Source organism: Flavobacterium sp., assembly GCF_040383245.1.
GTDB lineage: Bacteria > Bacteroidota > Bacteroidia > Flavobacteriales > Flavobacteriaceae > Flavobacterium.
The window spans coordinates 17,529-44,038 of record NZ_JBEIDX010000005.1 but is presented as its reverse complement, the minus strand read 5'-3'; the positions used below and the strand labels follow the sequence as shown (position 1 = coordinate 44,038).

General features: G+C 32.2%; 18 protein-coding genes and 1 tRNA gene. 4 read left to right on the top strand and 15 right to left on the bottom strand.

Annotation, left to right across the window (positions count from 1 at the left end):
• Positions 1 to 59 precede the first annotated feature (59 nt).
• The gene (locus ABWO08_RS03695) at positions 60 to 737 is read left to right on the top strand and encodes a DedA family protein (protein WP_353083706.1); all 678 of its coding nucleotides are present in this window, start codon (positions 60 to 62) and stop codon (positions 735 to 737) included.
• Between the two features lie 51 nt (positions 738 to 788).
• On the opposite strand, the gene groL is transcribed toward ABWO08_RS03695, so the two are convergent.
• The 9 genes from groL to ABWO08_RS03650 all read right to left on the bottom strand — a co-directional run bounded on the left by groL (position 789) and on the right by ABWO08_RS03650 (position 10,461).
• On the bottom strand, positions 789 to 2,420 hold the full coding sequence (gene groL, locus ABWO08_RS03690; protein ID WP_353083705.1) for a chaperonin GroEL: 1,632 nt from the start codon (positions 2,418 to 2,420) through the stop codon (positions 789 to 791).
• A gap of 53 nt (positions 2,421 to 2,473) precedes the next feature.
• Positions 2,474 to 2,749, bottom strand: coding sequence for a co-chaperone GroES (locus tag ABWO08_RS03685; RefSeq protein ID WP_353083704.1), 276 nt, complete (start codon positions 2,747 to 2,749; stop codon positions 2,474 to 2,476).
• Positions 2,750 to 2,965: 216 nt separating this feature from the next.
• Complete coding sequence (locus ABWO08_RS03680) at positions 2,966 to 5,068, bottom strand: peptidylprolyl isomerase (RefSeq protein WP_353083703.1); 2,103 nt, start codon at positions 5,066 to 5,068, stop codon at positions 2,966 to 2,968.
• 100 nt (positions 5,069 to 5,168) lie between these two features.
• The gene (locus tag ABWO08_RS03675) at positions 5,169 to 6,434 is read right to left on the bottom strand and encodes a hemolysin family protein (RefSeq protein WP_353083702.1); all 1,266 of its coding nucleotides are present in this window, start codon (positions 6,432 to 6,434) and stop codon (positions 5,169 to 5,171) included.
• Between the two features lie 6 nt (positions 6,435 to 6,440).
• Positions 6,441 to 6,641: a hypothetical protein gene (locus ABWO08_RS03670; RefSeq protein WP_353083701.1), complete on the bottom strand. Its 201-nt coding sequence runs from the start codon at positions 6,639 to 6,641 to the stop codon at positions 6,441 to 6,443.
• A 4-nt stretch (positions 6,642 to 6,645) separates the two neighbouring features.
• Positions 6,646 to 7,197 (bottom strand): LPS export ABC transporter periplasmic protein LptC, encoded by a 552-nt coding sequence (lptC, locus tag ABWO08_RS03665; protein WP_353083700.1) that lies wholly within the window; start codon positions 7,195 to 7,197, stop codon positions 6,646 to 6,648.
• 2 nt (positions 7,198 to 7,199) lie between these two features.
• Complete coding sequence (locus tag ABWO08_RS03660) at positions 7,200 to 8,447, bottom strand: tetratricopeptide repeat protein (protein ID WP_353083699.1); 1,248 nt, start codon at positions 8,445 to 8,447, stop codon at positions 7,200 to 7,202.
• 15 nt (positions 8,448 to 8,462) lie between these two features.
• Positions 8,463 to 9,737: a BamG family beta-barrel-assembly machinery protein gene (bamG, locus tag ABWO08_RS03655; protein WP_353083698.1), complete on the bottom strand. Its 1,275-nt coding sequence runs from the start codon at positions 9,735 to 9,737 to the stop codon at positions 8,463 to 8,465.
• Positions 9,730 to 10,461, bottom strand: coding sequence for a type III pantothenate kinase (locus tag ABWO08_RS03650; protein WP_353083697.1), 732 nt, complete (start codon positions 10,459 to 10,461; stop codon positions 9,730 to 9,732). Before ABWO08_RS03650 ends, bamG begins: the two co-directional genes overlap by 8 nt.
• 98 nt (positions 10,462 to 10,559) lie before the next feature.
• On the opposite strand from ABWO08_RS03650, the gene ABWO08_RS03645 reads away from it, so the two are divergent.
• Positions 10,560 to 10,632: transfer RNA gene (locus ABWO08_RS03645), tRNA-Phe, on the top strand.
• Between the two features lie 156 nt (positions 10,633 to 10,788).
• A complete protein-coding gene (locus ABWO08_RS03640) occupies positions 10,789 to 12,210 on the top strand; it encodes a CotH kinase family protein (RefSeq protein ID WP_353083696.1) in 1,422 nt (473 codons plus the stop codon).
• Between the two features lie 63 nt (positions 12,211 to 12,273).
• Here the strand turns inward: ABWO08_RS03640 and katG are convergent, their stop codons facing one another.
• The 6 genes from katG to ABWO08_RS03610 form a co-directional block, all read right to left on the bottom strand.
• On the bottom strand, positions 12,274 to 14,553 hold the full coding sequence (gene katG, locus ABWO08_RS03635; protein WP_353083695.1) for a catalase/peroxidase HPI: 2,280 nt from the start codon (positions 14,551 to 14,553) through the stop codon (positions 12,274 to 12,276).
• 227 nt (positions 14,554 to 14,780) lie between these two features.
• Complete coding sequence (locus ABWO08_RS03630) at positions 14,781 to 16,253, bottom strand: T9SS type A sorting domain-containing protein (RefSeq protein WP_353083694.1); 1,473 nt, start codon at positions 16,251 to 16,253, stop codon at positions 14,781 to 14,783.
• A gap of 174 nt (positions 16,254 to 16,427) precedes the next feature.
• Positions 16,428 to 19,340 (bottom strand): alpha-amylase family glycosyl hydrolase, encoded by a 2,913-nt coding sequence (locus ABWO08_RS03625; protein WP_353083693.1) that lies wholly within the window; start codon positions 19,338 to 19,340, stop codon positions 16,428 to 16,430.
• Positions 19,341 to 19,413: 73 nt separating this feature from the next.
• Positions 19,414 to 20,586, bottom strand: coding sequence for a SusE domain-containing protein (locus tag ABWO08_RS03620; protein ID WP_353083692.1), 1,173 nt, complete (start codon positions 20,584 to 20,586; stop codon positions 19,414 to 19,416).
• 16 nt (positions 20,587 to 20,602) lie between these two features.
• Entirely contained in the window at positions 20,603 to 22,186 is a 1,584-nt protein-coding gene (locus ABWO08_RS03615; protein WP_353083691.1) for a RagB/SusD family nutrient uptake outer membrane protein, read from the bottom strand.
• An 11-nt stretch (positions 22,187 to 22,197) separates the two neighbouring features.
• Positions 22,198 to 25,152, bottom strand: a complete 2,955-nt coding sequence (locus ABWO08_RS03610; RefSeq protein ID WP_353083690.1) for a SusC/RagA family TonB-linked outer membrane protein — start codon at positions 25,150 to 25,152, stop codon at positions 22,198 to 22,200.
• Between the two features lie 228 nt (positions 25,153 to 25,380).
• On the opposite strand from ABWO08_RS03610, the gene ABWO08_RS03605 reads away from it, so the two are divergent.
• Positions 25,381 to 26,403: a LacI family DNA-binding transcriptional regulator gene (locus ABWO08_RS03605; protein ID WP_353083689.1), complete on the top strand. Its 1,023-nt coding sequence runs from the start codon at positions 25,381 to 25,383 to the stop codon at positions 26,401 to 26,403.
• Positions 26,404 to 26,510: the final 107 nt, after the last annotated feature.

Below are 26,510 nucleotides of genomic sequence, written 5' to 3'. Positions count from 1 at the left end.
TAAATAAATAATCGTTACTTTCACTTGCTCAAACTAAACCAACTTATTTATTACGCTTTATGACTGATTTTGATTGGAAACAACTATTTAACCCCGAATTTTACATCAAACTTGAAGTAAGCGGAATAGCTATTGGATTGTATGTTGTATTAGCAATAGTTTTTGCCGAAACTGGGTTACTTGTTGGATTTTTCTTGCCTGGAGATAGTTTATTGTTTTTATGCGGAATCTACAGTGAATTGTTAATGGAAAGAATCTCTTTAGGTAGCGAATTTTTAAATGTTACTCTATTGGCTGCGTTTATTTCATTAATGGGAATTTCAGGAAATATTACCGGATATTGGTTTGGAGCTAAATCGGGAAATTATTTATTTAAGAAAGAAGATAATTTCTTCTTTAAAAAGAAATATTTATATCAATCTAAAGAGTTTTTTGACAAATACGGAAGTAAAGCTATAGTGTTTGCAAGGTTTTTACCTATAGTAAGAACATTTGCACCAGTTGTTGCTGGAATTGTAGAAATGGACAAAAAACGATTTATGTTTTATAATATAGTTGGTTCTATATTATGGTCATTTACAATGGTTTTTTCTGGGCATTATTTATACGAATTCTTTAAAAATAATTTAGGTATTGATTTAAAACACTACATTGAATTTATAGTCATCGGAATTATTGCGGTTACAACACTTCCAGTACTTTGGAAAATTTTCAAAAAAAGAGCCCACATAGAATAAATAAAAAAACCACTTCATATGAAGTGGTTTTTTTATTAAGTCAAGTGATTATTACATCATTCCTGGCATTCCTCCGCCCATTGGCATTCCGCTACCAGCACTTTCTTCTTTTATTTCAACTAAAGCACATTCGGTTGTAAGAATCATTCCTGCAACAGAAGCCGCATTTTCTAGAGCCACACGAGTTACTTTTTTTGGGTCGATGATTCCAGCTTTAAGCATATCAACATACTCATCTGATTTTGCATTATACCCAAAATTTCCTTTTCCTTCAGAAACTTTAGCTACAACAACAGATCCTTCTAAACCTGCATTTTCAACAATAGTTCTTAATGGTGCTTCAACAGCGCGGAACACAATTTGGATTCCAGTAGCCTCATCAGCGTTATCGGCTTTTATAGAAGTTAATGAAGATTTAGCTCTTAATAAGGCAACACCACCTCCTGCAACAATTCCTTCTTCAACGGCTGCACGAGTAGCATGTAACGCATCATCAACACGGTCTTTTTTCTCTTTCATTTCCACTTCAGATGCTGCTCCAACATAAAGAACTGCAACACCTCCAGCTAATTTAGCCAAACGCTCTTGCAATTTTTCTTTATCATAATCGGAGGTCGTAGTTTCCATTTGACCTTTAATTTGATTAACTCTATTTTTAATCAAATCGGCATTACCTGCACCATTAACTATAGTAGAATTGTCTTTATCGATTGTAATTTTTTCTGCTGTACCTAACATTTCTAAAGTAGCATTTTCTAATGTATATCCACTTTCTTCAGAAATTACAGTTCCACCTGTTAAGATAGCAATATCTTCTAACATTGCTTTTCTTCTGTCACCAAAACCAGGTGCTTTTACAGCAGCAATTTTAAGGGCACCACGTAATTTATTTACAACTAAAGTAGACAATGCTTCTCCATCTACATCTTCAGCAATTATTAATAAGGGTTTCCCCGATTGAGCCACAGGCTCTAATACCGGTAATAATTCTTTAAGAGAAGATACTTTTTTGTCGTATAAAAGAATGTAAGGATTGTCTAATTCTACATTCATTTTCTCTGGATTTGTCACAAAATAAGGAGATAAATAACCTCTGTCAAATTGCATTCCTTCTACCACATCAACATAGGTATCGGTACCTTTTGCTTCTTCTACAGTGATTACTCCCTCTTTACCTACTTTACCAAAAGCAGTTGCAATTAATTCTCCAATAACTTCATCATTATTTGCAGAAATAGAAGCAATTTGTTTTATTTTTTCAGAATCACTACCTACAACTTGCGCTTGTTTACCAAGATCAGCAACAATAGTTTCTACCGCTTTATCGATTCCACGTTTTAAATCCATTGGATTTGCACCTGCTGCGACATTTTTCAATCCTTCTTTAACGATTGCTTGTGCTAAAACAGTTGCAGTTGTAGTTCCATCTCCAGCTAAATCGTTAGTTTTAGACGCAACTTCTTTTACCATTTGAGCACCCATATTTTCTAATGGGTCGTTTAATTCAATTTCTTTAGCAACGGTAACTCCGTCTTTAGTTACATTCGGACCTCCAAAAGATTTACCAATAATAACATTTCTTCCTTTTGGACCTAAAGTCACTTTTACTGCGTTTGCCAATGCATCTACTCCACGTTTTAAACCATCGCGAGCTTCTATATCAAATTTTATATCTTTTGCCATTTTGTTTTATATTTTTATTATTAAAAAATTGTAATACTTATTTCATTTAATTTTTAAACTATTGCAAGTATATCATCTTCTCTCATAATAAGATAATCTTTACCATCTAATTTTAATTCGGTTCCAGCATATTTACCATAAAGAACAACATCGCCTACCTTAACGGTCATTGGCTCATCTTTTTTACCATTTCCTACTGCAAGAACAGTTCCTTTTTGAGGTTTTTCTTTTGCAGTATCAGGAATAATAATTCCGGAAGCAGTTTGTGTTTCGGCTGCCGCTGGTTCCACAATTACACGATCTGAAAGTGGTTTAATGTTTAGTGCCATAATTACTATTTATTTTTTATTACAATTATTAAGTTTGATTTCAAATATTCAGAAATTATGCCAAGAGCACAAAACTGACAATTTTTCAGCTAAGGTAAGAAAATTTGACAAACGCAGTGGGATTAATAAAGAGTAGCTAATAAAAATACCCCAAAAAAAGCAGTACTTTTTTGGGGTATCTAAAAGAATCGTTTAGTTCTAATTAACCTTTATATACTAATAAAATTCTAATCTATTATCTTCAATTTCCGCATCATTTTTCAATGCAGGGAAAATTCTTCCTACTGCTTGTCCATTAGCTGCTTTTATTTTAGCAACATACTCATCGTATTTAGGCAATTTAGGTGCTTTAGTAATTGCTTTAGTTTTCACTACATATACTCCTGAATTTCCTTCAACTGGAGCAGAAACTTTATTAGAAGGAGTTCCAAATGCAGCACCAATTACTTTTGGCTCTGGACCTACATTTGCTAAAACTGAATTTTCAACAGATGCAGCTGGTGCATTTTGAACAGTTGTAGCATTTGCTTTAGCAATAGCTTCAAGTGAACCACCTTTCATTTTAGCAATAATTTTTTCTGCTTTCTTTTTGTTTTTAATGATTCCTTCAACAGATGGTTTAGCATCTTCAACAGTCATTAAACCTTTTTCATTAATTTTTTTCAAACGAGCAATAATGTTTCCAACATTTACTATTTCAAAACGCTTAACATCACCAACACTAGTACCGCCGGTATAAGCCCATTTGATAATTTGTCTTTGACTTCCTGCAACTCCAAATGCTTCATCCATAGCTTTTGCTTTAACTGCAGGATTAACTGTGAGTTTAGCAGCTTTTGCTACAGCAGCAAAATCTTTATTACTTGTTGCATCCATTTCAAATTTGGTTGCTTTAGTATAGATTTCGTTTGTTGTTACTTCTGATGGTTCAATTTTTTGAGCCACAGTAGCTAAACGAATTGCATCTTGTTTATCAGTAACATTAATAATATGGTATCCAAATTCAGTTTCAACTAATCCAATTTTTCCAACCGGATTACCAAATACATAATCATTAAATGGTTTAACCATTTGTCCAGGTCCAAAATATCCTAAATCTCCACCTTGTTGAGCAGAAGAATCATCAGAGTTAGTTAAAGCCAACATCATGAAATTTCCTGGATTAGCAATTGCTTGAGCCAATAAAATATCTGCTTTTGCTTTAGCTTGCTCTTTAGTTCTTTTCTCTTTTTTGTTAGGTAATTTTGTTCCTTCCCAGCTAATTAAGATATGACTTGCTTTAGCTTTTGCACCTACTTTTCTTCCCATTGCTTTAGAAAGACAGTAGTAGTTAGCATTAATGTATGGACCATAAATTTCTCCAGCAGGCAATGCAAATAATTTATCTGCGTGTTCAGCTGGTAAATCTTGTTTAGTTACAAAAGTAGAATCGTATGCTTTGTCTGAGTTTTCAGCAATAAAGTCAGCAACATTAGGAGCCGATTTAAAACTAGGTAACGTATCATTTACTCCAGTTTCTTTATTGTAAACAACACTTCCAGTTAATAAGCCATTAATTTTAGATTTCATTTCAGCTTCATCAGTTGCTGATGGTTTATCTTCAATTAATACATATTCAATTTCGCGAGTTTCCTCAGCTTTGAATTTTTTCTCATTTTTCTTCATGTAGTCTAAGATGTCTGCATCTGTTACTTTAACATCGCTATCTTTTACTGTAGAATATAAAACAGAAACATAATCAAAGTTGATTTTGTCTGCTTCTAACTTATATTTGAATTTACCATCTGCATTTGTAGCATATAAACCAGCTTTGATCATACTGCTATAAATTTGATATTTAGCATTGATTTCAGCATCTGTTTGACGATCCTCAAAAGCTTTAGCTTGTTCTGGATTGTTTTTGAAATATTCTTTAAATTTTGCAATGTCAAATTTACCTAATTGGTTTAAAAAGGTAGGATTTTGACCAATATTTGGATCTTTTTTGAAAATTTCAATGATATTATTTTCACTAGTACGAATACCTGCTTTTTCAAATTGATCAGAAATTAAAGCAATTGCAATTTCTTGGTCCCACATTTGATTAGCGGCTTGAGTTTGCGTAATCGCTTGCCCGTTTTGACCATTTTTTTCTGCATTGGCTACTTTAATTCTAAATTCATCAAAAGAAATATCTTTTCCATTAATACTTCCTACGTCTTTTGATTGACTTTTGAACCCTTTAGTGAACAAATCTTGAACTACAAAAGCTAAAAGTGCAAAACCTATAGCAAGTAAAAGTAATCCGGAACGTTTTCTAATTGTTTGTAAAACTGCCATTTTTATCTATGTTATTTTTAATTCAGTTTGCGAAAATACAATTATCTGCGAAATAATAATAATTGTTCGCTTATAAATTGCATTAAAAAGTTAATTTTTTTTATTCTTGATCAAAAATACTCATTTTAACCAGGTCGATTTTCGTATTTGTGGCTTCTTCGATAATAAAATGGAAGTTATCCACACGAATTTCATCCCCCTTTTGAGGTATTTCTTTTGAGGTATTTACTATAAATCCGCCCAATGTTCCATAGGAATCATCTTCGGGAATGTTCAGTTTATATTCTTGATTAAGGTATTCTACATCCAAACGAGCTGAAAAAATATATGTATTTTCATTGAGTTGTTTTTCAATAAGTTCTTCGTCGTTATCGTGTTCGTCTTCAATTTCACCAAACAACTCTTCAATGATGTCTTCAACAGTAATAATTCCGGAAGTTCCGCCGTATTCATCCAAAACCACTGCAATACTTTTTCTTTTTTTGGTAAGTACATTTAAAGCTTCTTTTACAAAAATAGTTTCCGGAATAAACTCAACCGGAATCATAATTGATTTGATGCTTTTTGGTTTTTTGAATAATTCAAATGAATGTACATAACCTATAATATCGTCCATTGAATTTTGATAGACAACAATTTTAGAATATCCAGTTTTAATAAATGTTTCTTTAAGTTCGTCTAACGAATCAAATAGATCTACCGCTACAATTTCGGTTCTTGGCGTCATTATATCTCTAGCTTTTACGCTAGAAAATTCTAAAGCATTTTGAAAAATTTGTATTTCAGAATCTACCTCTTCATGATCTTCAACGGTACTCATTTGCTCGTTAATATAGTTCCCTAATTCTACTTTACTAAAATAGGAAGGCACATAATCACCTTCTGTTTTAAAGAATTTCTTTAAAATATAATCTGAAATCCAAATAATAAAAGTTGAAATATAATTAAAGATTACATAAAAAAAGTAGCTCGGTACCGCAAATAATTTCATGAATGTATTGGCATACACTTGAAAAAAAACTTTTGGCAAAAACTCAGAAGTTATTAATACAATTAAAGTAGAAATAACGGTTTGCAGAATTAAGTTTGGAAACTCTAATAAATGAAATGGTAATTTTTCAATCCATTGCATTACTAAATCTCCCATAAAAAAACCATAAACTACCATAGAAATATTATTTCCTACTAGCATGGTAGCAATAAATTTAGATGGTTTTTCGGTGATTTTAGCTAGAATTTTAGAAAGAAAATTTTCTTGCTTTTTTTCTATTTCTAAATAAATTTTATTTGAAGAGACAAAAGCTATCTCCATTCCCGAAAAGAAAGCGCAAAGAAGTAAACATAAAACGATTACAACTATATTCATTACTAATTAGTTTGAATTGTTGTGACGATTTCTGTCCTCAAATTTTTTAGCAAATTTGGTTCTGAAGAAATAAGTAAAAAAAGCCAAACCGGCAATTATAGCACTTAACCATGGTTTTGGATCTTCATTCCATCTGGTCACGAAATCGTAAACCATAATAAATCCAACTCCTAAATAAATGTATTTTGTAATTTTTAAATAATTCATAATGTTATTGTTTATCTACTTCTCCCGATACTACTTGAGAATTAATTATTTTAAAGTCTTTACTAAAATCTACCCCTTCACCGTAGGAAATTCCTTTTGGATCTGTAAATTTATATGATTTTTCGGTATAAAACCATTCATTTTTTTGATCGAAATACAATTGTTCTGTTTCAAAAAGCTGTCCAGATTCATTACTAATTTTAACGGCACCTCGCAAATCGATTAGGCTTGTATTTTTATATGAAATAGCATATTTGGAAACAACAAAAGTTTTTTTACCCATATCATCATACATCGTAACCTTAACCCCATTAGGAAATTCAGTGTATGGAAATTCTACTGTCGCAAAATCCAACATTTTTGGACTCACTAATACCGATTTTATTCTTCCTGAATCGGTGTATTTGATATTAATTGAATCGGCTTCGCCACTAGGAACAAAATCAGCAAAATTGGACTTTTGTACTTCTTTAAAATTGCCTTCACATGAAAACAGAAAGAAAACTGCTAGGGCAATTATCGAAAAATAGATGCTATTTCTTAATGGAGAATACATAATTAAAATTCAACCTTTTGCTGAATCCAACAACCAATAGTTGCCGATTTAACTTTGGATTTTTTATCAAAAGAAATTTTATTCAAATAATCCGAAGACATGGCTTCTGCGGTTGGTTTTAATCTTGGTTCAACATCCATAGCCTTTAGTGCAGTAATTGAAGCTAATTTATAAATAGCATTTTTTTCAATAGCATTAGTTCCACATTCCTCTATACTATTTGCATATAAATTTGCTAAAAAGATATAATATCTACCATTGGATGGATTGTTTTCTAGGGCATTTAAAACCATTTTTTGAGAAGTTGCTTTATCTGAATTAGACAAAATACTTGCAATAGAATAATAAGTAGTAGCTTTTTCCAACTTAGTAGGCGCCAATTCTGCCGACTTACTAAACCACTCAATTGCCTTTTCTTGATTCCCCGTGTTTAGATAATAGGTTGCTAAATAATAAGCAGAAATCGAACTCGGATTTATTTGATCCAACTTAGATGCCACCTTTTCAAATATTGGTTGGTTTTTACATTTAACCAATAAAACTCTTGCTGCAGGCTCAAGCCATGACCAATCCGATGAATTAGTGTCTAATTTTTTTTGTGCATAAGACACTATATTTTCTTTAGTTAGAAAGTCCTTCATTAACAAATCAATACCTAATTCAACGCGGTGGTATTCCTCTTTTTTTGAAGGATACAAGTTGCTTTTTTCAGCAAGTAAAGAACTCACAGCACAATATTTATCTAGTAATTCATTTTGAGAAATGACAGCCTTATTTTCTTTGTAATGGGCAAAGTACAAGTCGAAATAATTGTATATAGCTTGTGAGTTGGCAAAGGTTTCTTTTTCCTTTTCAAAAGCCCTGTCTAAATTAGCGAAAACTTCTTGTGGAGTTCCAACATTATAGGTGAATTGAGCAATAGCTCTTTTTTCAAAATTTCCATTTTTGTTTGCTGGAAAATACTTGTCATATTGATTGAAAAATTGCAGCAGATCGTTTACCTTACTTACTTTATCTTTTTCGTCTGCAATTTCAATTTCAAATTGTAAAATTCTATTACCTAATGCATATAAATTTTCACTATGCTTGGGACAAGTTACTTTTACATCTTTCCATAATTCCAATGCTTTGGTATTTTCATTATCGGTAAGATATTGAACTAATTGTTGTTCTTTATTTGCACAACTATTTTCTTGAGCGTTTGCAAAAGAAGTAAGAATTACCAATAAAAATAACAAGTTAGATTTCATATTAATATAATTATATTAATCGTATTTTCTTTTCACAAACCATCGGTCGTTAAGAGATAAACCAACATTAAAATTCATGTAATTTTCATTTACTAAACCACCGCTTTTAGTCCCTCTGTTACCATATTCGAAACCAAAGTTAATATTTGAAAAAGCTCCTCTTAAAGGCATTCCCAAACCTAAAGTTACTGCAGCATCATTAATTTCGTTATTATTAATTACTAAACCTGTATTTTCAAATCTAAATCCACCTCTATAAACTATTCGACTTAAATAATTAGTAAATGATTTATAATTTGGAATATAATATCCACCTAATGTGAATTTAGTAGCGTTTTGATAGCTTACATTAGAAATATCATTAAATCGGTTTCCAAAATTACTAGAAGATTGAAAAGCTAATTCAGTTCCAATTATCCATTTTTTTGAATCACCAATTCCAATTCCGAAAGTTAATTTAGATGGTAGTGTAAGTTTTGTGCTAGGAACTGTAACTTCAATAGCTTCTCCAACTTGTCCAAAATTTACCCCATTATTTGATTGTACTAATGAAATGAATCTTGAATTAGTCAAATTAATTTCTGACGAGGGAGTAAAGGTAGCGCTTGAAAATAAATTTATTTTATTATTCAATTTCGAATGAAAGGACAAGCCAATATTAAAATTAACTCCATTTGCTATAGACCTATTAACTTCCATTGAAGCATATTGAATAGGAAATCCTAATGCATCATATCTTATAGATATGTTTTGTGCGTTAATATTTCCAAAATTGTATTGCGCATCTGCACCAAAGCTTAATTTTTTTGTGATTTGATACCCAAACCCTAGAAACACTTTGTTTAAACCACCGTTACCTTTATCAAAACTTTCTGTTCTAATTGAATTAGCATCGGTCGTATTGCTTTTTAAATTATATCCAACAGATGAATAAGGTATTAATCCAAATCCGATTCCTAATTTATTAATAGGAATTCCAACTGCTAAATAATTTAGGGCTGTTCTTTGTGCCTTTTCACTTTGAGAATCTGTGGTTAATTTATTTACATTAAATGTACCTCCAATTGCGAATGAAGTTAGTTTTAAACTAGAATACATTGCTGGATTTACAATATTAAGGTGAATACTATCTGGCACAATTGACAATCCTGCCATTGAGCTATTTTCAACTGTCCCTTTAAAACGAACATCGCCAATACCGTAAAAAGAATAAGGAGAAGAAGTTCCTTCTTGAGCGAGAGAAATTAGAGAAAAAAGTAAACTAAAACTTACTATAATTTTTTTAATCATTTTGATTGTATTGAAAAGTTTGATTCAAACTCTCTAAAAGAAAATTTGGATTGGCAAATATGGTATTTTTTAATCGTTTAGCCAAAAATTCTGCGTCTCCACCCGTTAAAATTATGATAAAGTTATCATTATTATTCATAATAGAAGAAATAAAACCGTCTATTTCAAAAATGATTCCATTAATAATTCCAGAATGTATCGATTGAAGAGTAGAAATTCCAATTATTTCGTCTGGATATTCTGGAGACAATAACGGCAGTTTGGCCGTGTAATTGTGTAAGGATTCGTATCGCAATTTTATTCCAGGGGAAATGGCGCCTCCATGGTACACATTGTCACTATCTACAAAATCATAAGTGACACAAGTACCTGCATCAATAACCAATCGATTTTTATTTGGAAACAAAAGCGTTGCTCCGGCAGCAAGCACCATTCTATCTGCACCAAGAGTACTTGGAGTTGTGTAGGAATTAATAAATGGAAATTTACTATTAGCGGTAATAAAATTTAATTTCGCTTTAGATGTAATGTTATTAAATTCATTCTCATCAAGATGACCTACCGAAGAAACTACTATATTGTCAATTAAATCATTAAAATCTAAAATGTTTTGCACCTCGATTTTCCAACTAGAAAGAGATACTATTTTTTTGATTTTGATGTTATTTTGTTCAAATACAGCTAATTTGATTTGAGTATTTCCTACATCGATAGCTAGAAGCATAATTGGATATTTAGAAACGCAAAGTTACAAATAGATTTTTTTAATAATTGTTTTGTATTAATTAAAAAATCGTTCTATATTTGCACCCGCGTCAGCAAGGTACCTTAGCTCAGATGGTAGAGCAACGGACTGAAAATCCGTGTGTCCCTGGTTCGATCCCTGGAGGTACCACGAAACCCGAATAGCAATATTCGGGTTTTTTGTTTGTAGGGCGCTAAATATTTGGAAAAACAACCCATAACTCTGAAAAGTCATAACAACATCTTTCAATTAAATTTTTTCATTTATTTTTTTATTAAATTGCAAAAAATCTTTTACTCAAAAACAATGAAAACAGTTTATAAATATTTATTTCTAATTATTGCATTTACGTCTTGTAATAATGACTTTGACGATACCCTATCAGATAATGAAAATACAGATAACAACTTTCAAGGGCCAAATGATGTATATGACTTAGAAAAAATTCCTAAAATCACCTTAGAATTTAAATTAGCAGATTGGAATAAATTACTTTTAAATTATGATTTGAATAGTAAGAATGAGAAAAAAGTAGTTAGTAAATTCTCATATGAAATCAACAGCGAAACAATAGTATTAGATAGTATCGGACTTAAATTACGAGGAAATACTAGCAGAAGAAGGCCCGAAGGTGCATATGGCGAATTACACAATCCAAATAATCCGGATTGGCATCATTGTCATTTTGGATTAGACTTTTCTAAATACAAACCAACTCAAAAGTTTAAGGGTTTAAATAAAATGGTGCTGAAATGGTTCAAAGACGATGCTGCCTATGCCCGAGAGATTTATTGTTACAATTTGTTTAGAAAATACAATGTTTGGACCGCTCCAAGAGCTTCTTATTGCCGAATAAATATAAAAGTAGATGGAGATAATTTACCCGCAAATTACGGAGTTTATGCAATGATTGAAAGTGTAGATGAAGATTATATTGCAGACAGAAGTAGTGAATGGGGTAACAGCATTGGTTTTTTATGGAAATGCGGATGGGCTGGAAGTAATAATGCAAATTTTGTTTCGACTCAAAGCATAGGAATTGAAAATGTAACCTTAAACCCTGCCACATCTGTTTATTATGCCTATGATCTAAAAACACGGGATTTGGAATTAGGTGCAGGTTCTGCAGAACTAACCTCATTTATAATTGATTTAAATACAAAAACTGGAACGGAGTTTAAAAATTGGATTTCCCAAAAAATGGATATTGATCTTTTTCTAAAAACTTATGCGGTTAATGTACTTGTAGGGATGTGGGATGATTATTGGGTAAATGCAAATAATTTTTATTTTTATTTTGCACCTAATGGTAAAGCCTACTTTATTCCATATGATTATGACAATACACTTGGAACCTCTTTATTGATGGCCAATAGTGGAACACAAAATCCATTAAATTGGGGTACAAATTCAGGCGAGAGACCATTGATTTCAAAAATACTTGCAATTCCAGAATTTCAAATAAAATACAAATCGTATATCAGCGAACTAATTAGTAGCCAAAATGATCTTTTTTATACCACCAATAGTATGAATAGAATTAATGCTTGGCAGGCAAGAATTGCACCTTATATTTCTAATGACACTGGAGAAGATATGATATTGAACGATGTTCCAGCTCCCTGGGGAAATTGTTCTTTTTATAGATTATTATCAGGCAATAATCAGGGAGGCAGTAATGGTGATGCTAATTATTTTAGCTCAAGAATTCAATCAATTCCATTTTAAAAAATATTTATTAGATAAAAAAAACCTCTCGCAAGGAGAGGTTTTAAATAATCTATAGTAATCTTATTTTTTTGCTGTAAAAAAGTCTAGCATCATTACTTTATTCCATGCTGCAACGAAATCATTTACAAATTTACCTTTTGCATCATTACTTCCGTATACTTCAGCTAAAGCTCTAAGCTCAGAGTTAGAACCGAAAATTAGATCGGCGCGAGTTGCTGTCCATTTTACTGCACCGGTAGCTCTGTCTTTTCCTTCAAAAACTTCCTTATCATCATTAATTGCGGTCCAAACCGTATTTATATCCAAAAGATTAGTAAAAAAGTCATTTGTTAACTTATCTTTCTCTTTAGTGAAAATTCCGTGTTTTGAACCATCATAATTAGCATTTAAGACACGTAAACCACCAACTAATACGGTCATTTCTGGAGCTGTTAAAGTTAATAATTGCGCTTTATCAATTAATAACGCTTCTGTTGCAACTGTGTATTTTGTTTTCAAGTAATTACGGAAGCCATCAGCAGTAGGCTCTAAAACTGCCATCCCTTTAACATCTGTTTGTTCTTGAGTAGCATCCATTCTTCCTGCAGTAAAAGGAACCTTTACTGAATATCCAGCATTTTTAGAAGCCGTTTCTACAGCATACACTCCAGAAAGTACAATTAAATCAGCCATTGAAATTTTTCTAGTAGCGCTTTTAGTATTGAAATTTTTCTGAATTTTTTCAAGAACAAGCAACACTTTATTCAATTGGGTTGGATTATTTGCCACCCAATTTTTTTGTGGCTCTAAACGAATTCTTGCTCCATTTGCACCGCCTCTTCTATCAGACCCACGGAAAGTAGAAGCAGAAGCCCATGCAGTTGAGATTAATTCACTAATTGATAACCCAGATTTAGCAATCTCTGCTTTTAGTGCAATAATATCTGTAGCATTTACAACTTGGTGATTCAAAGCCGGAATTGGATCTTGCCAGATTAAATCTTCAGTAGGTGCTTCAGGTCCCAAATAAGTAGTTTTTGGACCCATATCACGGTGTGTCAATTTAAACCAAGCGCGAGCAAAAGCATCATTAAAAGCCGCCTGATTTTCTAAAAATCGTCTCGAAATTTTTTCATAAATTGGATCAAAACGCAAAGATAAATCCGTTGTTAACATGTACGGTTTTTGCATTTTATTTTTATCAAATGCATCTGGAATAATCCTGTCTTCTGTTTTAGCAACCCATTGCTTAGCTCCTGCAGGACTTGTTGTCAACTCCCAATCATACTTAAACAAGAATGTTAAATAATCATGACTCCATTTTGTTGGAGTAGAGGTCCAAGTAACTTCTAAACCGGATGTAATTGCATCGGTACCTTTACCTGATTTATAATCACTTTTCCAACCAAAGCCCTGTTCTTCTATTCCGGCAGCCTCTGGAGCATTACCAACATGCTTAGCATCGCCAGCACCGTGTGTCTTACCTAAAGTGTGACCACCTGCAATTAAAGCAACCGTTTCTTCATCATTCATTCCCATTCTTCCAAATGTTTCTCTAATATCTTGTGCTGCTAATAATGGATCAGGGTTTCCATTTGGACCTTCTGGATTGACATAAATCAATCCCATTTGTACAGCAGCTAATGGCGATTCTAATTTTCTTCCTTCAGAATAACGCTGGTCATCCAACCATTTTGTTTCAGAACCCCAATAAACATTTGTTTCTGGTTCCCAAACATCAGCTCTACCTCCAGCAAAACCGAAAGTTTTGAAGCCCATTGACTCTAAAGCTACATTTCCTGTTAAAATCATCAAGTCGGCCCATGAGATTTTATTACCATATTTTTGCTTGATTGGCCATAATAACCTGCGCGCTTTATCCAAATTACCATTATCTGGCCAACTGTTCAATGGTGCAAATCGTTCTTGCCCCGCACGAGATCCTCCTCGCCCATCGCCAGAACGATATGTTCCTGCACTGTGCCATGCCATACGAATAAACAACCCGCCATAATTACCAAAATCGGCTGGCCACCAATCTTGTGAATCGGTCATCAAATTACGCAAATCCTTTTTTAAGGCAGCATAGTCTAATTTTTTAAATTCTTTAGCATAATTAAAGTCTGCTCCCATTGGATTAGACATATTCGAATTTTGACGCAATAAATCCAAATTTAATTGGTTTGGCCACCATTCTTTATTTTTGTTTGTTTGTGCACTTCCTTTTTCTGCAGGTGTGCCATGTAATTTAGTTCCCATCGAACCTTCCTTAGCCGTTTTACCCGTCACAGGACAAGTAGCTTCTTGAGCAATGCTGAAAGTTGCTACAAACATGCATGTTAATAAAATAACTTTTTTCATATTACAAATAATTAAAGATTAGATATTTCAAAATTGTAATTTATATTCATTTAAAATACATCAAGCCTAATGTTATTAATTATTACGCTATAAGTTTTAATTATCATTGTGAAAAATTCTAATTACAATTCTCTATTGTTGTAAGAACTACTTTCAATTTAAAGACTTTTAGCCATAAAAAAAACCTCTCACAAGGAGAGGTTTCATTTATCATGTTTAAAGAATAATTATTCTTTAATTAATTTGATAGTTTTTTCGTTAAGATTTAAATCTGTAACTTTTACAAAGTAAATACCTTGATTTAACTCAGAAATAGATAAGCTTTCGTTTGCAGCTGCATTATTGAAAGTTTTAACTAATTGACCTGTTAAATTAAAGATTTCAGCTTTTGCAACATCAGCATTAATAGCGAACATTCCTTTAGTAGGGTTTGGAACTAAAGAGAAAGAAGTTTCACCAAATTGATTAACTGACATTGTAGTAGTAAAGTTATAAGCTCCAGTTATTCTATTTAAAGTTACATCATAAGTACCCGCATCAGCAGCAGATACTAGCATATTAGAACCATCTTGAGTTGCTGTTCCCGAAGGGAATGCAGGATTACCCCAGTTTACAGACCACCCATTGTTAGCTCTAAACTTACATGCACCAGCAGTTAATGCGATATTTGAAGCTGTATATGTTACACCATCAGTAGTTGTTAGTACATTTACATCATTCACCCCGTCTTGTGGCCATCCACCAGCTGCATCTCCAACAAGTGCAATAGTTGGAAATGAAAAATTGTAAGCACCTGTTAATCTGTTAAATGTTACATCATAAGTACCAGCAGCGGAAATTGCAATGTTACTTCCATCTTGAGTACCAATTCCTGAAGGGAATGCAGAATCACCCCAGTTTACAGACCATCCATTACTTTGACGGAATTTAGCAGAACCAACTGTACAAGCTAATTTATCTAATTTGTATGCAACACCATCAGTAGAAGTCATCTGATTTACATCAGTAACACCATCTTGTGGCCATCCACCAACTCCATCGCCAATAACACTTACCGCCGGAATCAAAGGAGCAGGAGTAAAAACATACTCACCCGAAGTAATATTAATAGTGATGGTTGTATATGAACCAGCAGTTGAAGGTATTAACTCAGTAGTACTTAAAGCACTTCCTGTAGGGAAACCTAATCCACCATATAAAACACCATCAATAGAGAATTGAGCTGTACCAGAAACTAATGTAGCATTTGAAATAGTAAAATTAGCTAAATCCGAAGTGCTAAATAATAAACCATCTGCTGCTGTAACAGCCGAACCTACTAACTTAACAACAGGAATTGGAGCTCCACCGGTAAATGAGAATGCACCCGTAGTTGCATTAAAAGTTACATCATAAACACCAGCAACAGCAGTAATATTATTGTCTGTACCTGGAGTTGTATCTGCAATACCTGTTGGCCAAGTTGCTGCTCCATTTCCATTACCCCAAGCTGTATCCCATAATGCGTTTAATCTAAATTTAAAAAATCCTCCTTGCATAGGAACAGCAGTACCTGTCCAGATACCGTCATTATCAGCATCACTTAAATTATAGTCAGTTCCCCAACTTCCTGTAGCACCAGGTCCAATTAAAGACACCTGAGCGTTAATGTTAATTGCAGTAAAAACAAATGCAATTAGTAAAAGTAATTTTGTTTTCATAAGTTATTATTTAATTAAAGTTTATAAATAGTTAAGCAAATTTAAAATTTATTTGCAATAAATTAATTAAAGTTAAAAAAAAAGGTTTGCGAAAACGATGTAGTGTTAATAAATACATCATTTAATACCTTCATAATGAATAATTAATAAATTGAATTCTTTTTTCAACTCGTATTATTGTTTTATTAATTTAAAAGTTTTTTCATTATTGTTGATGTCAAATACTTTTACCAAATACAATCCATTATTCAAATCTGAAATTTCATAAAGATCCGTTTTTGATTTATTTTGAAAAGATTTCATTAATTGACCTGTAATTGAGTAAATATTCACTTTAGCTAGATCATAATTAATTGAAAAGAAATCGGTTGATGGATTGGGAGATAAAGTAATTGAAGATAACGAATTTATATTTTCGGTACTTAAATTTGCAGGTTGGTTTCCATAAACTCTAAATCCTCCTGCCTCAATACTAATTGTATCAGTGGTGTTATTTACTGTAATCGGAGTATTATCCATCAAGTTATACCAAGTTCCTGTAAAAGGGAAGTTTGGTGTAACATTAATTGTAGTAACATTAAAATTTGATAAAACCACCACATTTTTTAATGTAGTTAAGGATGCAGCATTATCATATATGTATATTTTTGGCTGCAATGTTGTTCCCGAATTAATTGAGTAATCTTTACTAAATACAGGGTTATTCTTTTTTAAATCTATAATTTTTGCATAATTATTATAAATCGCACTTCTATTTGTATCTCCTAACCAATTATTTGTCCATTGTAATTGTGGTTTTGTGTCTAGTTTACAATCTCCAGCTATGGCATCTGATGTTGTATTAACAGTTCCGTTGTTACAAGTAAAAATAGAATCGTTATAACCTAACTCTGCAAAATGCCAAATCATTTTTGGTCCTGGAATTAGTATAGATACTGCAGCAATAGCTGACATTCTTGAAAGTGCCACATTTAATGTTCTCACATTATGCGAAGTATTTGTATTGTTTCCAAATGTTACATTTTTATACATCAAACGCTCTTCGTCATGACTTTCTGGATATCCAATTACTCTTTTAGCAGCAAACCCATGATCAAAATGACCCATTCTTGAAATATTATTATTTGAATTGAAACCCATAGATAGTTGATTGTATTGGTCGGTCATTTTACCCCACAACATCACTCCTTTACTTGGAATTTCATTAATTTTATAATTTGCCCATTGTTGTTCTTCACTATCTGTACCTAAATGTTCAAAAATCACATAATGTGTAGGGTCTAAAGCCCATGAGTAATCTGCATATTCTTTAAGCACATCCACCCTGTCTTGTTGATAGCCATTGGTACATGCATCTTGACCTCCGGCAACATTTGAAGGGCATGCCTGAGTAAATCCTTTAGTCAAATCCCAACGGAAACCGTCAATTTTATATTCTTCGATCCAATGTTTTACAACTCTTTTTACATAGGTCTTTGTTCTTGCTTGTTGGTGATTAAAATCACTACCTACATTATAACTATGCATTGCAGCAGTATTAAAATAGGGACTGTCAGAAGAAGGTGATCCCCATCCGTCACCATCAGAATCAGACATCCACATTCTTACCAATGGATTCCTTCCATAAGCATGATTCAATGCTATATCTAATATTACTGCGATACCATTTTGATGACAAACATCGATGAACTCTCTTAATTTATTTGCTGGTCCATAAAATTTATCATTGGCTAAATGAAAAGCAGTATTATATCCCCAACTTTCATTTCCTTCATATTCCATGATTGGCATTAATTGAATAGCATTTATTTTTAGATTTTTAAAATAATCAATCCTGTCTATCAAATTTTGATAACTCCTGTTTGCATCGAAATCTCGAACTAACAATTCGTAAACTACTAATTTTTCTTTTTCTGGTTTTACAAAATTAAGTGTTGCATTACTCCAAGCATAAGGTGTTTGTCCTGTTTTTAAAACTGTAACTTCTCTATCTTGTCCTGTGTTTGAAGGGAATGGAGGTAGGTTAGGATATTTTGATGATGGAATATTAGGATCATCATAAGAAGACAAAACCAATGTTGAATAAGGATCTGCAGTTTTTACTAATACCGGTGAATTAGCGGCAGGGGTTTGATCTACTATCCAATATTGATAAGTATAGTCTATTCCGGGATTTAAACCTGTTAATTCAATCCAAAACTTAGTGGATGCATTGTCCTTTTTCATTGCATAACTATTGTCTGGTTGCCAATTATTAAAACTACCCGCAACATATACAAAGTCTTTACCTGGTGCATCTAAAACTAATATGGCTTTGGTTGGATCAGAAGGATCATAGTTTATTCCATCCAATTTACCTGCAGGAATAGCTTGAGAAATTACTGGAGGAGTTACAATTACTGAAAACTTTTTTGTTTGAATTGAGGTGCCTTGTGAAATAACTAAATCATAATTTTGATTTGTAGTAATATTAGTATGATTAAAGCTATAACTACTTTGATTAGAAACAGCGTCAATTACAACTCCATTAGCCTTTAAACTATAATTAGCATTCCCATTAGTGTTTGAAGCTGAAATAGTTCTACTGCCTCCAGAGGCAATTATTGTAGTGCTATTTTCATTAGGAACTAATAGGGTAGTTTGAAAATATCCAACATTAAAAAAGAAATCTCCACAACTTGGCGTCCCAAAAGCAGCCGCCAATTTTAAAGTTTGTAAACCATTAGCATTTCTAAAAACCATCCCCATTCTTGCAGCACTAGATTGTTGGGTAGTATTAAGATTATAATAGGTGCTAGGAGTCATTGTAATACTCCAAGTACCATTGCCATTGTTTGTCATCAATCCAACTCCATCATCTGCACCCCAATTTCCAACTACTGATGACCAAGGATTAGCAGTTGTACCGATACCCGAATGAATATAAACCTTTGCAGGATTAGTACCCATTGTATTACAAGTAGCACTTGCAAATGAAACGGTAATTGTAATTTGATCGGTTACGTTAAATATGGCGGGAGAAATAGTAACTTGTTGTGAATATACAATAGCGTTGATAAAACAAAATAGTATGGCAATTCTTTTCATAGTTGTTATTTTTAAGTTAAAAGCAACTAAATTATTTTGTTGCTTTTAATAAATATTTTAAATAATGTGAAATCTAAATTTTTGTCATTTTGTAAGTGTAATTTCTTGCCTTACTTACATCAAGTTCAATTCTATATCTGTTTCTAGATCCATCATCTGTTCCAGGAACTGTTATATCTCCTTGCCCAGCAGTACTATTTTCAACTAACACAGATGGTGTTGCAGTTTTACCCAAAACACTTACAAAAGTGGTAGCAGTGTTTGGAGCATAAGGCGGATTTGGTAATGCAGGAACAACAATTGTACCAGTCCAAAGATTTGATTTAAATTTAAATTTTCTTCCTTTAATTAAATCCATTTCTAAAATCCATGTTTTAGTTGTTGCATCATAATTAAAAGGTACTTGCAATCCTGTGCCAAGACCAGATCTAGTAGCAGTTCCAAATATTCCGAAAGTTGTAAAAGGTGTTAATGTATAGGTATTATTTGATAAATTAGCTTTAACAATATAATGTCCTGCAGTTGTAACAGAAATACTTGGTGCACTAGCACCTGAAATTAAGGTACCTGCTGAACTTCCTAAACCATAAACAGTTGATGTTGTAAAATCTTGACATGCATCTCCTTGATAAAATTTATAACTTCCCGCGTCAAGATACATATATCCAACATAATCTGAATTTGAAGCTGGAGCTGAAGCAGCAACTCTTGGCTCTGTTGAGGGTGTATTTCCTGATTTAACAAATGCCATTACAGGGAGTTTTAAAGAATAACCTGTAACTTTTACATTTACTGGATTAGAATATTGGCTAAACGCATTGACAGCATTGCCTCCTAGTGTTGATTTTATTCTAATGTCGATATCCATTTCACTACATTTATAATTTGGCAATCCATTAATAAGCTTATTGAATTCAGCTACGGTTAATGTAGCTTTTCTTGAAGTTGGACTTACTACCAAACCACTACCTGTATAGGTAACAGGGTTAGACAATGAAACATCATTATGATCAAAAACCTGCAAAGTATAAGTTGATACTGTCGCAGGACCATTATTTGCTATATCCCACTCAAATTTTCCATAAACATTTGCAGCTGTAGCCTCAGTTAATACTAAAGGTGATGTTACAGAAACATCCTTTCTTAGTTCAAACCCATTTGCTTCAACTACTAAATCCTCAGAGTTTTCACAAGAGAAGTTTGCAAACACAAACAGCGTTACTATTATTTTAATTATATTTTTCATTTTTAATTTTATTAAATTAATAACCAGAGTTTTGTTGTAATGTAGGATTAGAACCTATAGCTTGAGCAGGTATTGGAAATAATTTTAATTTATCATCAATTCCGGTTCCAGATTGAGAATTACCTTTCCACTGCCATAAATAAGAGCTTCCAGTATATTTTCCAAAACGAATTAAGTCTTGTCTTCTGTGTCCCTCCCAGTATAATTCGCGAGCTCTTTCATCTAATACAAAATCTAGTGTAATATCTGATGAACTTATTGAAGAAGCTCCAGCTCTAGTTCTTAAGGTATTTACATAAGATACAGCTTGAGAAATACTTCCTTGTCCTCTTGCTGCTAACTCAGCATACATTAAATAAGCGTCTGATAATCTAAACAAAGGAAAATCGATGTCTACAAATTGTCCCGCCGCATCTGAACCTTGACCTCCAGTAGACTTAATGTTTTTATATTTCATAACAGCATATCCATCAGTAAAATTTCCAATATTACTAATTGATAAGCTTTGCCCATCAGTATAAAACATACCTCTAGGATCTCCCGAAAATTTTGCAACAAGTTCAGGTCTTGTTCTTAATCCTGCCCAACCGCTATCAACCCCTGAAGCAGATGGACTCATTGACCCTCCAATAGAAGCATGTGTAAGATAAGTTGTACCTCCCCAAGTTTGAGTGGCAAGGCCATCAAAACGAATTGGAAAAATAATTTCTGTTTGTGATCCATTAACATCATTATCGGCCAAAAATACTTTTTCATAACTTGAACTAGTATTAATTGAATATGTTGAATTTAATACAGATGCTAATGCACTAGATGCTTCAGTAAATTTAGATTGATTTATATAAACTTGAGCGTTTAAATAAATCTTAGCTAATAACATTTTGGCAGCAATTCTATCTATTCTGCCATATTCATTAGCTCCAGAAGCCTTTAAATCTCCATCAATAGCATTTAATTCACTAACTAAATAATCAAAGACAAAAGCTCTATCTTTTTGTGGAGGCAAAAAATATCCAACAGGATCATTTTCAGTTACGAAAGGAATATTTCCAAAAAAGTCCATTAAATTCCAATAAGAAAATGCTCTTAAAAAACGAGCTTCAGCTCTAAAATTAACAATGTCTGCACGAGTAGCAGCAGAAACATTTCTGCTATCTAATTTATCATCAGCGGTTTGACGTAAAAACTCATTACATAATGATACTTGGTACATACCTCGAGAAAACATAGCATAAATAAATTCATTGTTTGATCCCCATGTATGATTATTTAAAGAAGGTAAGTTTCCATCTGCCCAACCAATAATCGCTTCATCAGTTGTAATTTCATTTAATTGCCAATAGGCTCTTAAATATTGTCCGAAACCTCCATCAATACCAGCAATATCTGGAGCTCCACTTGGCCCGCCTTGGCCAGAAGTAGCTAGTCCCATATATAATTTTGCCAAAAATTGTTTGTAAGCCCCTTCGTTTTGGTAAAAAGTTTCCGATGTTAAATAATCTGAATCTTGTTCGGCTTTTTCAATATCACTCGAACAAGATAGCGTGAATAAAGTTGAAGTTACAACTATAGACAAAAGAATTAATATTTTATTTTTCATAATATTTTTTATTAAAAGTTTACATTACAACCTACAACATACATTCTTGCTCTAGGGTAGATTACATTATCAATCCCTCCAAAAACTTCAGGATCTAGACCTTTATATTTAGTAATAATTAATGCATTTTGAACCCCAAAAGATAATTTTACATTAGTATCTTTTCCAAAAGGTTCTATAATATTATATCCTAAAGAAATATTATCTAACCTAATAAATGAAGCATCTTGAATATAATAATCAGAAAAATATCTGTTGTTTCCTTCATTTACAAAACCTGTATCAAAGAAACTAGGGCTAATATTGTTTAATGGAGTAATTTGGCTAATTGATTGAGCTAAATATCCTCTTGAAGAATCTGTATTATTATAGTTATAGTTTCCTAAACTGGCTCTCCAAGCCATAGAAAAATCCCATTTTTTATAAGTCATGTTAGACATTAAACCAAAATTAAAATCAGCATATGGTTTTTTATGGTGATACATATCTTTAGAATTTATAATTCCATCTTCATTTCTATCTACAAAAGCACCTTCAATTGGTTTTCCATCTGTTCCATATACTTGCTCATAAACATAAAATGAACTTGGAGCAAATCCTGTAGATTGCATTTGTATATTATTACCTATACCACCTGCAATACCTCCCCATGGAATTCCAGGAGAATCGGTTCCATCAACTGCAGTAGCTGTGATTTCTCTTCTTTGAAAATTTGTATTAAAGTTAAGATTCCAATTGAAGTTATTAGTATTAATAATGTCTGCATTTAAATTAAACTCTACACCTTGTATTATAAGATTACCAAAGTTTCTTGGACCATTATTAGAAAGGTTTGCTCCATCAGGATATGGTACTCCTTTTGCTAACAACTCTTGTGTTTCTTTTTGAAAAATATCTAAACTTCCTTTAACTTTTTTAAATAATTCAAAATCAACTCCAAAGTTTGTTGAAGTAACGGTTTCCCATTTTAATAAAGTAGTATAAAATAATGGACTAACTGGACTATATGCAGTATTACCAAAATAATAAGACGACCCAACATTTGAGCCTAAATAGGTTGGCAAATAAGGAAAATAATTATAATTCATGTCTTGCTGACCAGTTTGTCCCCATCCAGCTCTTAATTTTAAGCTAGTGATTGATTTACTATCTTTTAAAAAGCCTTCATTTGAAGCAACCCATGCAAATGCAGCTCCTGGGAAAATTGCAGTTTGGTTTGATGGATCAAATCGGTTAGAAGTATCTCTTCTTAAGTTAAGAGTTAATAAATACTTACTATCAAAACCAACATTAGCTCTACCAAAATAAGACTCTAATTTAACAATTGGATTTAAGTAATAATTATTAGAATTAATTACATTTTGTGGGTTGTTAAGATTTCCAGTATTAAATGAATCTTGTTTTGTGTTTTGGTAACTATGACCTCCAGTAATATCTATATTTAATTTACCGAATTTTTTACTATAATTAAAATATACCTCTAATGATTTTTGTGAACTAGTACCCCATCCTTCAGATTTATTACCTAAACCTACTCCATTGTTATATAATCCACTAATACTTTGATTACTTAATTCGAATGCGCTGGTTCCTGTAGAATGATCAATTGCAGCAATCGCCGTAAATTTTATAGCTGGAAAAAAATGCAATTTATAGTCTGCTTGAATATTTGCTAAATAGCGATACGATTGATTTGTATTGTTAGTTTGCATTAATGAAGCTACTGGGTTATCTGTACCTAAAAAGATAGGATTACCTGAGGCATCATACCACTCAAAAAAACCTCCATTTTGTCCGGTAGAATTATAAACAGATTGAGTTGGATCAAATGTAATTGCATTTCTAATAGCACCTTCATCAGCAAATCGGTTTTTTGTAATAGTAATATTGCTATTAATAGCAATTTTTAAATGATCTTTAAATAAAGATGGATTTAATCTAAGTGCTGTTGTAGTTCTATCATAATTTGACGTTTTCAATATACCTGGAATATAAGAGTTTCCAATAGATAGAGATGATGGAATTTTATTGAATAATGATCCCCTCATTGAAATAAAATTATCCATGGTAACTGAATTTGAAAAAATCTCATTTTGCCAATCAGTGGATGCAGTTCCCATTCTATCAATTCTAGATTGATTAATATTATAAAACGAAATATTTGCAGGATTTGTAAGAAATGCTCTGAAATCATCAGCAGAAGTAACATCTAATTTTTTAGCTAGAGTATTTATTGTAAAGTTACTATTGAAACTAACTTTTACATCTCCTTTTGTGCCCTTCTTAGTAGTAATCATAATAACCCCAGCTGAAGCTCGGTTACCATAAATCGCAGTAGAAGAAGCGTCTTTTAATACAGATATTGTCTCAATATCATTTGGGTTAATTGAGTTTAATCCATTTTCAATTGGAACACCATCAATTACTACTAATGGATCATTTTTACCATATAGAGACGATTCACCACGAATTCTAATTGCAGCTCCATCTCCCGGACGACCACCTTGTGTTACTACAACACCAGCAGCTCTACCGTTTAACAGGCCTTCAACTGTAGAAACATAACCTTTGTTCATTTCTTTGGTTGTTAAAACCTCTACTGATCCTGTTGCGTCTTTTTTCTTAACAGATCCATAACCAATTTGGACCACAACATCTTGTAATACATTGGCCTCTTCAATTAAAGAAACTACTAGTGTTTTTTGATCTTCATAAGTTATAGTTTCATTTTTGTATCCAACATATGAAATTGCGATTTTATCTCCTTTTTTCACTTTGGACAACTTAAATTTACCATCAAAATCACTTGAAGTGCTTTGATTTGATCCTTTTAAAGATACATTTACTCCTGATATTGGTTGATTAGTTTTTTTATCTACAACAACTCCATTTACAACATTCTGTGCAAGAATACTGCAAGGCAGTAGTAGAAATAAAAACAACAATTTTTTATAAATTGTTTTCATAAATTATTTTTAGATTAATTAATTGTTTATTTAACTTATACTTATACTTCGAAGGATTAAAATTATGTAAATAAATGGTATAAAAAAATTACTCCTTAATATATGTGTAGCGAAATCGTTTTCGTGTTGAAAACTTTCCGAATTTTACAAGTTTTATGCTTAAAAATTCAATGATTACGAAAATAAATATATCTTTATTTTTTTTTTAATATTTATCATTTTCGCAACATGAAAAGAAAAGTAACTTTAAAGCAAATTGCAAAAGAATTAGACGTCTCCATTTCTACCGTTTCAAAATCCCTTAGAGACAGTTCAGAAATTAGCGAAGATACCCGCCAAAAAGTGCAAGCTTTTGCGAAATTATATAACTACAAACCCAACAACATTGCACTTAGTTTAAAAAATAGAAAATCAAAAACAATTTGCATAATTATACCAGAAATCATTCACCATTTTTTTGCCACTGTCATCAGCGGAGTAGAACATGTAGCAAATAAAAAAGGGTATAACGTAATCGTCTGTCTTTCTGATGAATCATTCGACAAAGAAGTAATTAACATGGAAATGCTTGCAAACGGAAGTATTGATGGTTTCATCATGTCATTATCCAAAGAAACCCAACAAAAAAGAGATTTTCACCATATTACCGAAGTCATCAATCAAGGGATGCCCGTAGTTATGTTTGATCGAGTTACAAACGACATTCTTTGCGATAAAGTTATCATAGACGACAACTTAGCCGCTTTTAATGCTACTCAATTTCTTATCGACAAAGGGCATAAAAAAATTGCCCTAATCACCACAGTTGATTATGTTAGCGTAGGAAAATTAAGAACCGAAGGATATAGTAAAGCCCTAAAAAATAATGATATTGCTGTTGATGAAAATTTAATTTTAAAAATCGAGGATACCGATAATTTTGAATCTCACATCGAAGCATTAATTTTAAATAATGAAATAGACGCCATTTTTGCAGTAAACGAAATTTTTGCTGTTACAGCGATTAAAACCGCAACTCGACTAGGAAAAAAAGTGCCAAATGACCTATCAATAATTGGATTTACAGACGGAATTATCTCTAAATATTCGTCACCATCAATTACAACTGTTGGGCAAAACGGTGTGAAAATGGGAGAAAAAGCAGCTGTAATGTTAATTGAAAAATTAGAAATTGAAGAAGAAGATTACGAAGAACAATACAAGACTGAAGTTATTGAAACAGAGTTGATTGAAAGAGAATCTACCATTTAAAATAACTATTTTATCAACAAAAAACGTTTTCGATAGCTATTTCTTTATTTTTTTTGTCCTAAATTTTTAAATCTAAAATCTTTTAATATCTTTACCAAATCAAAACT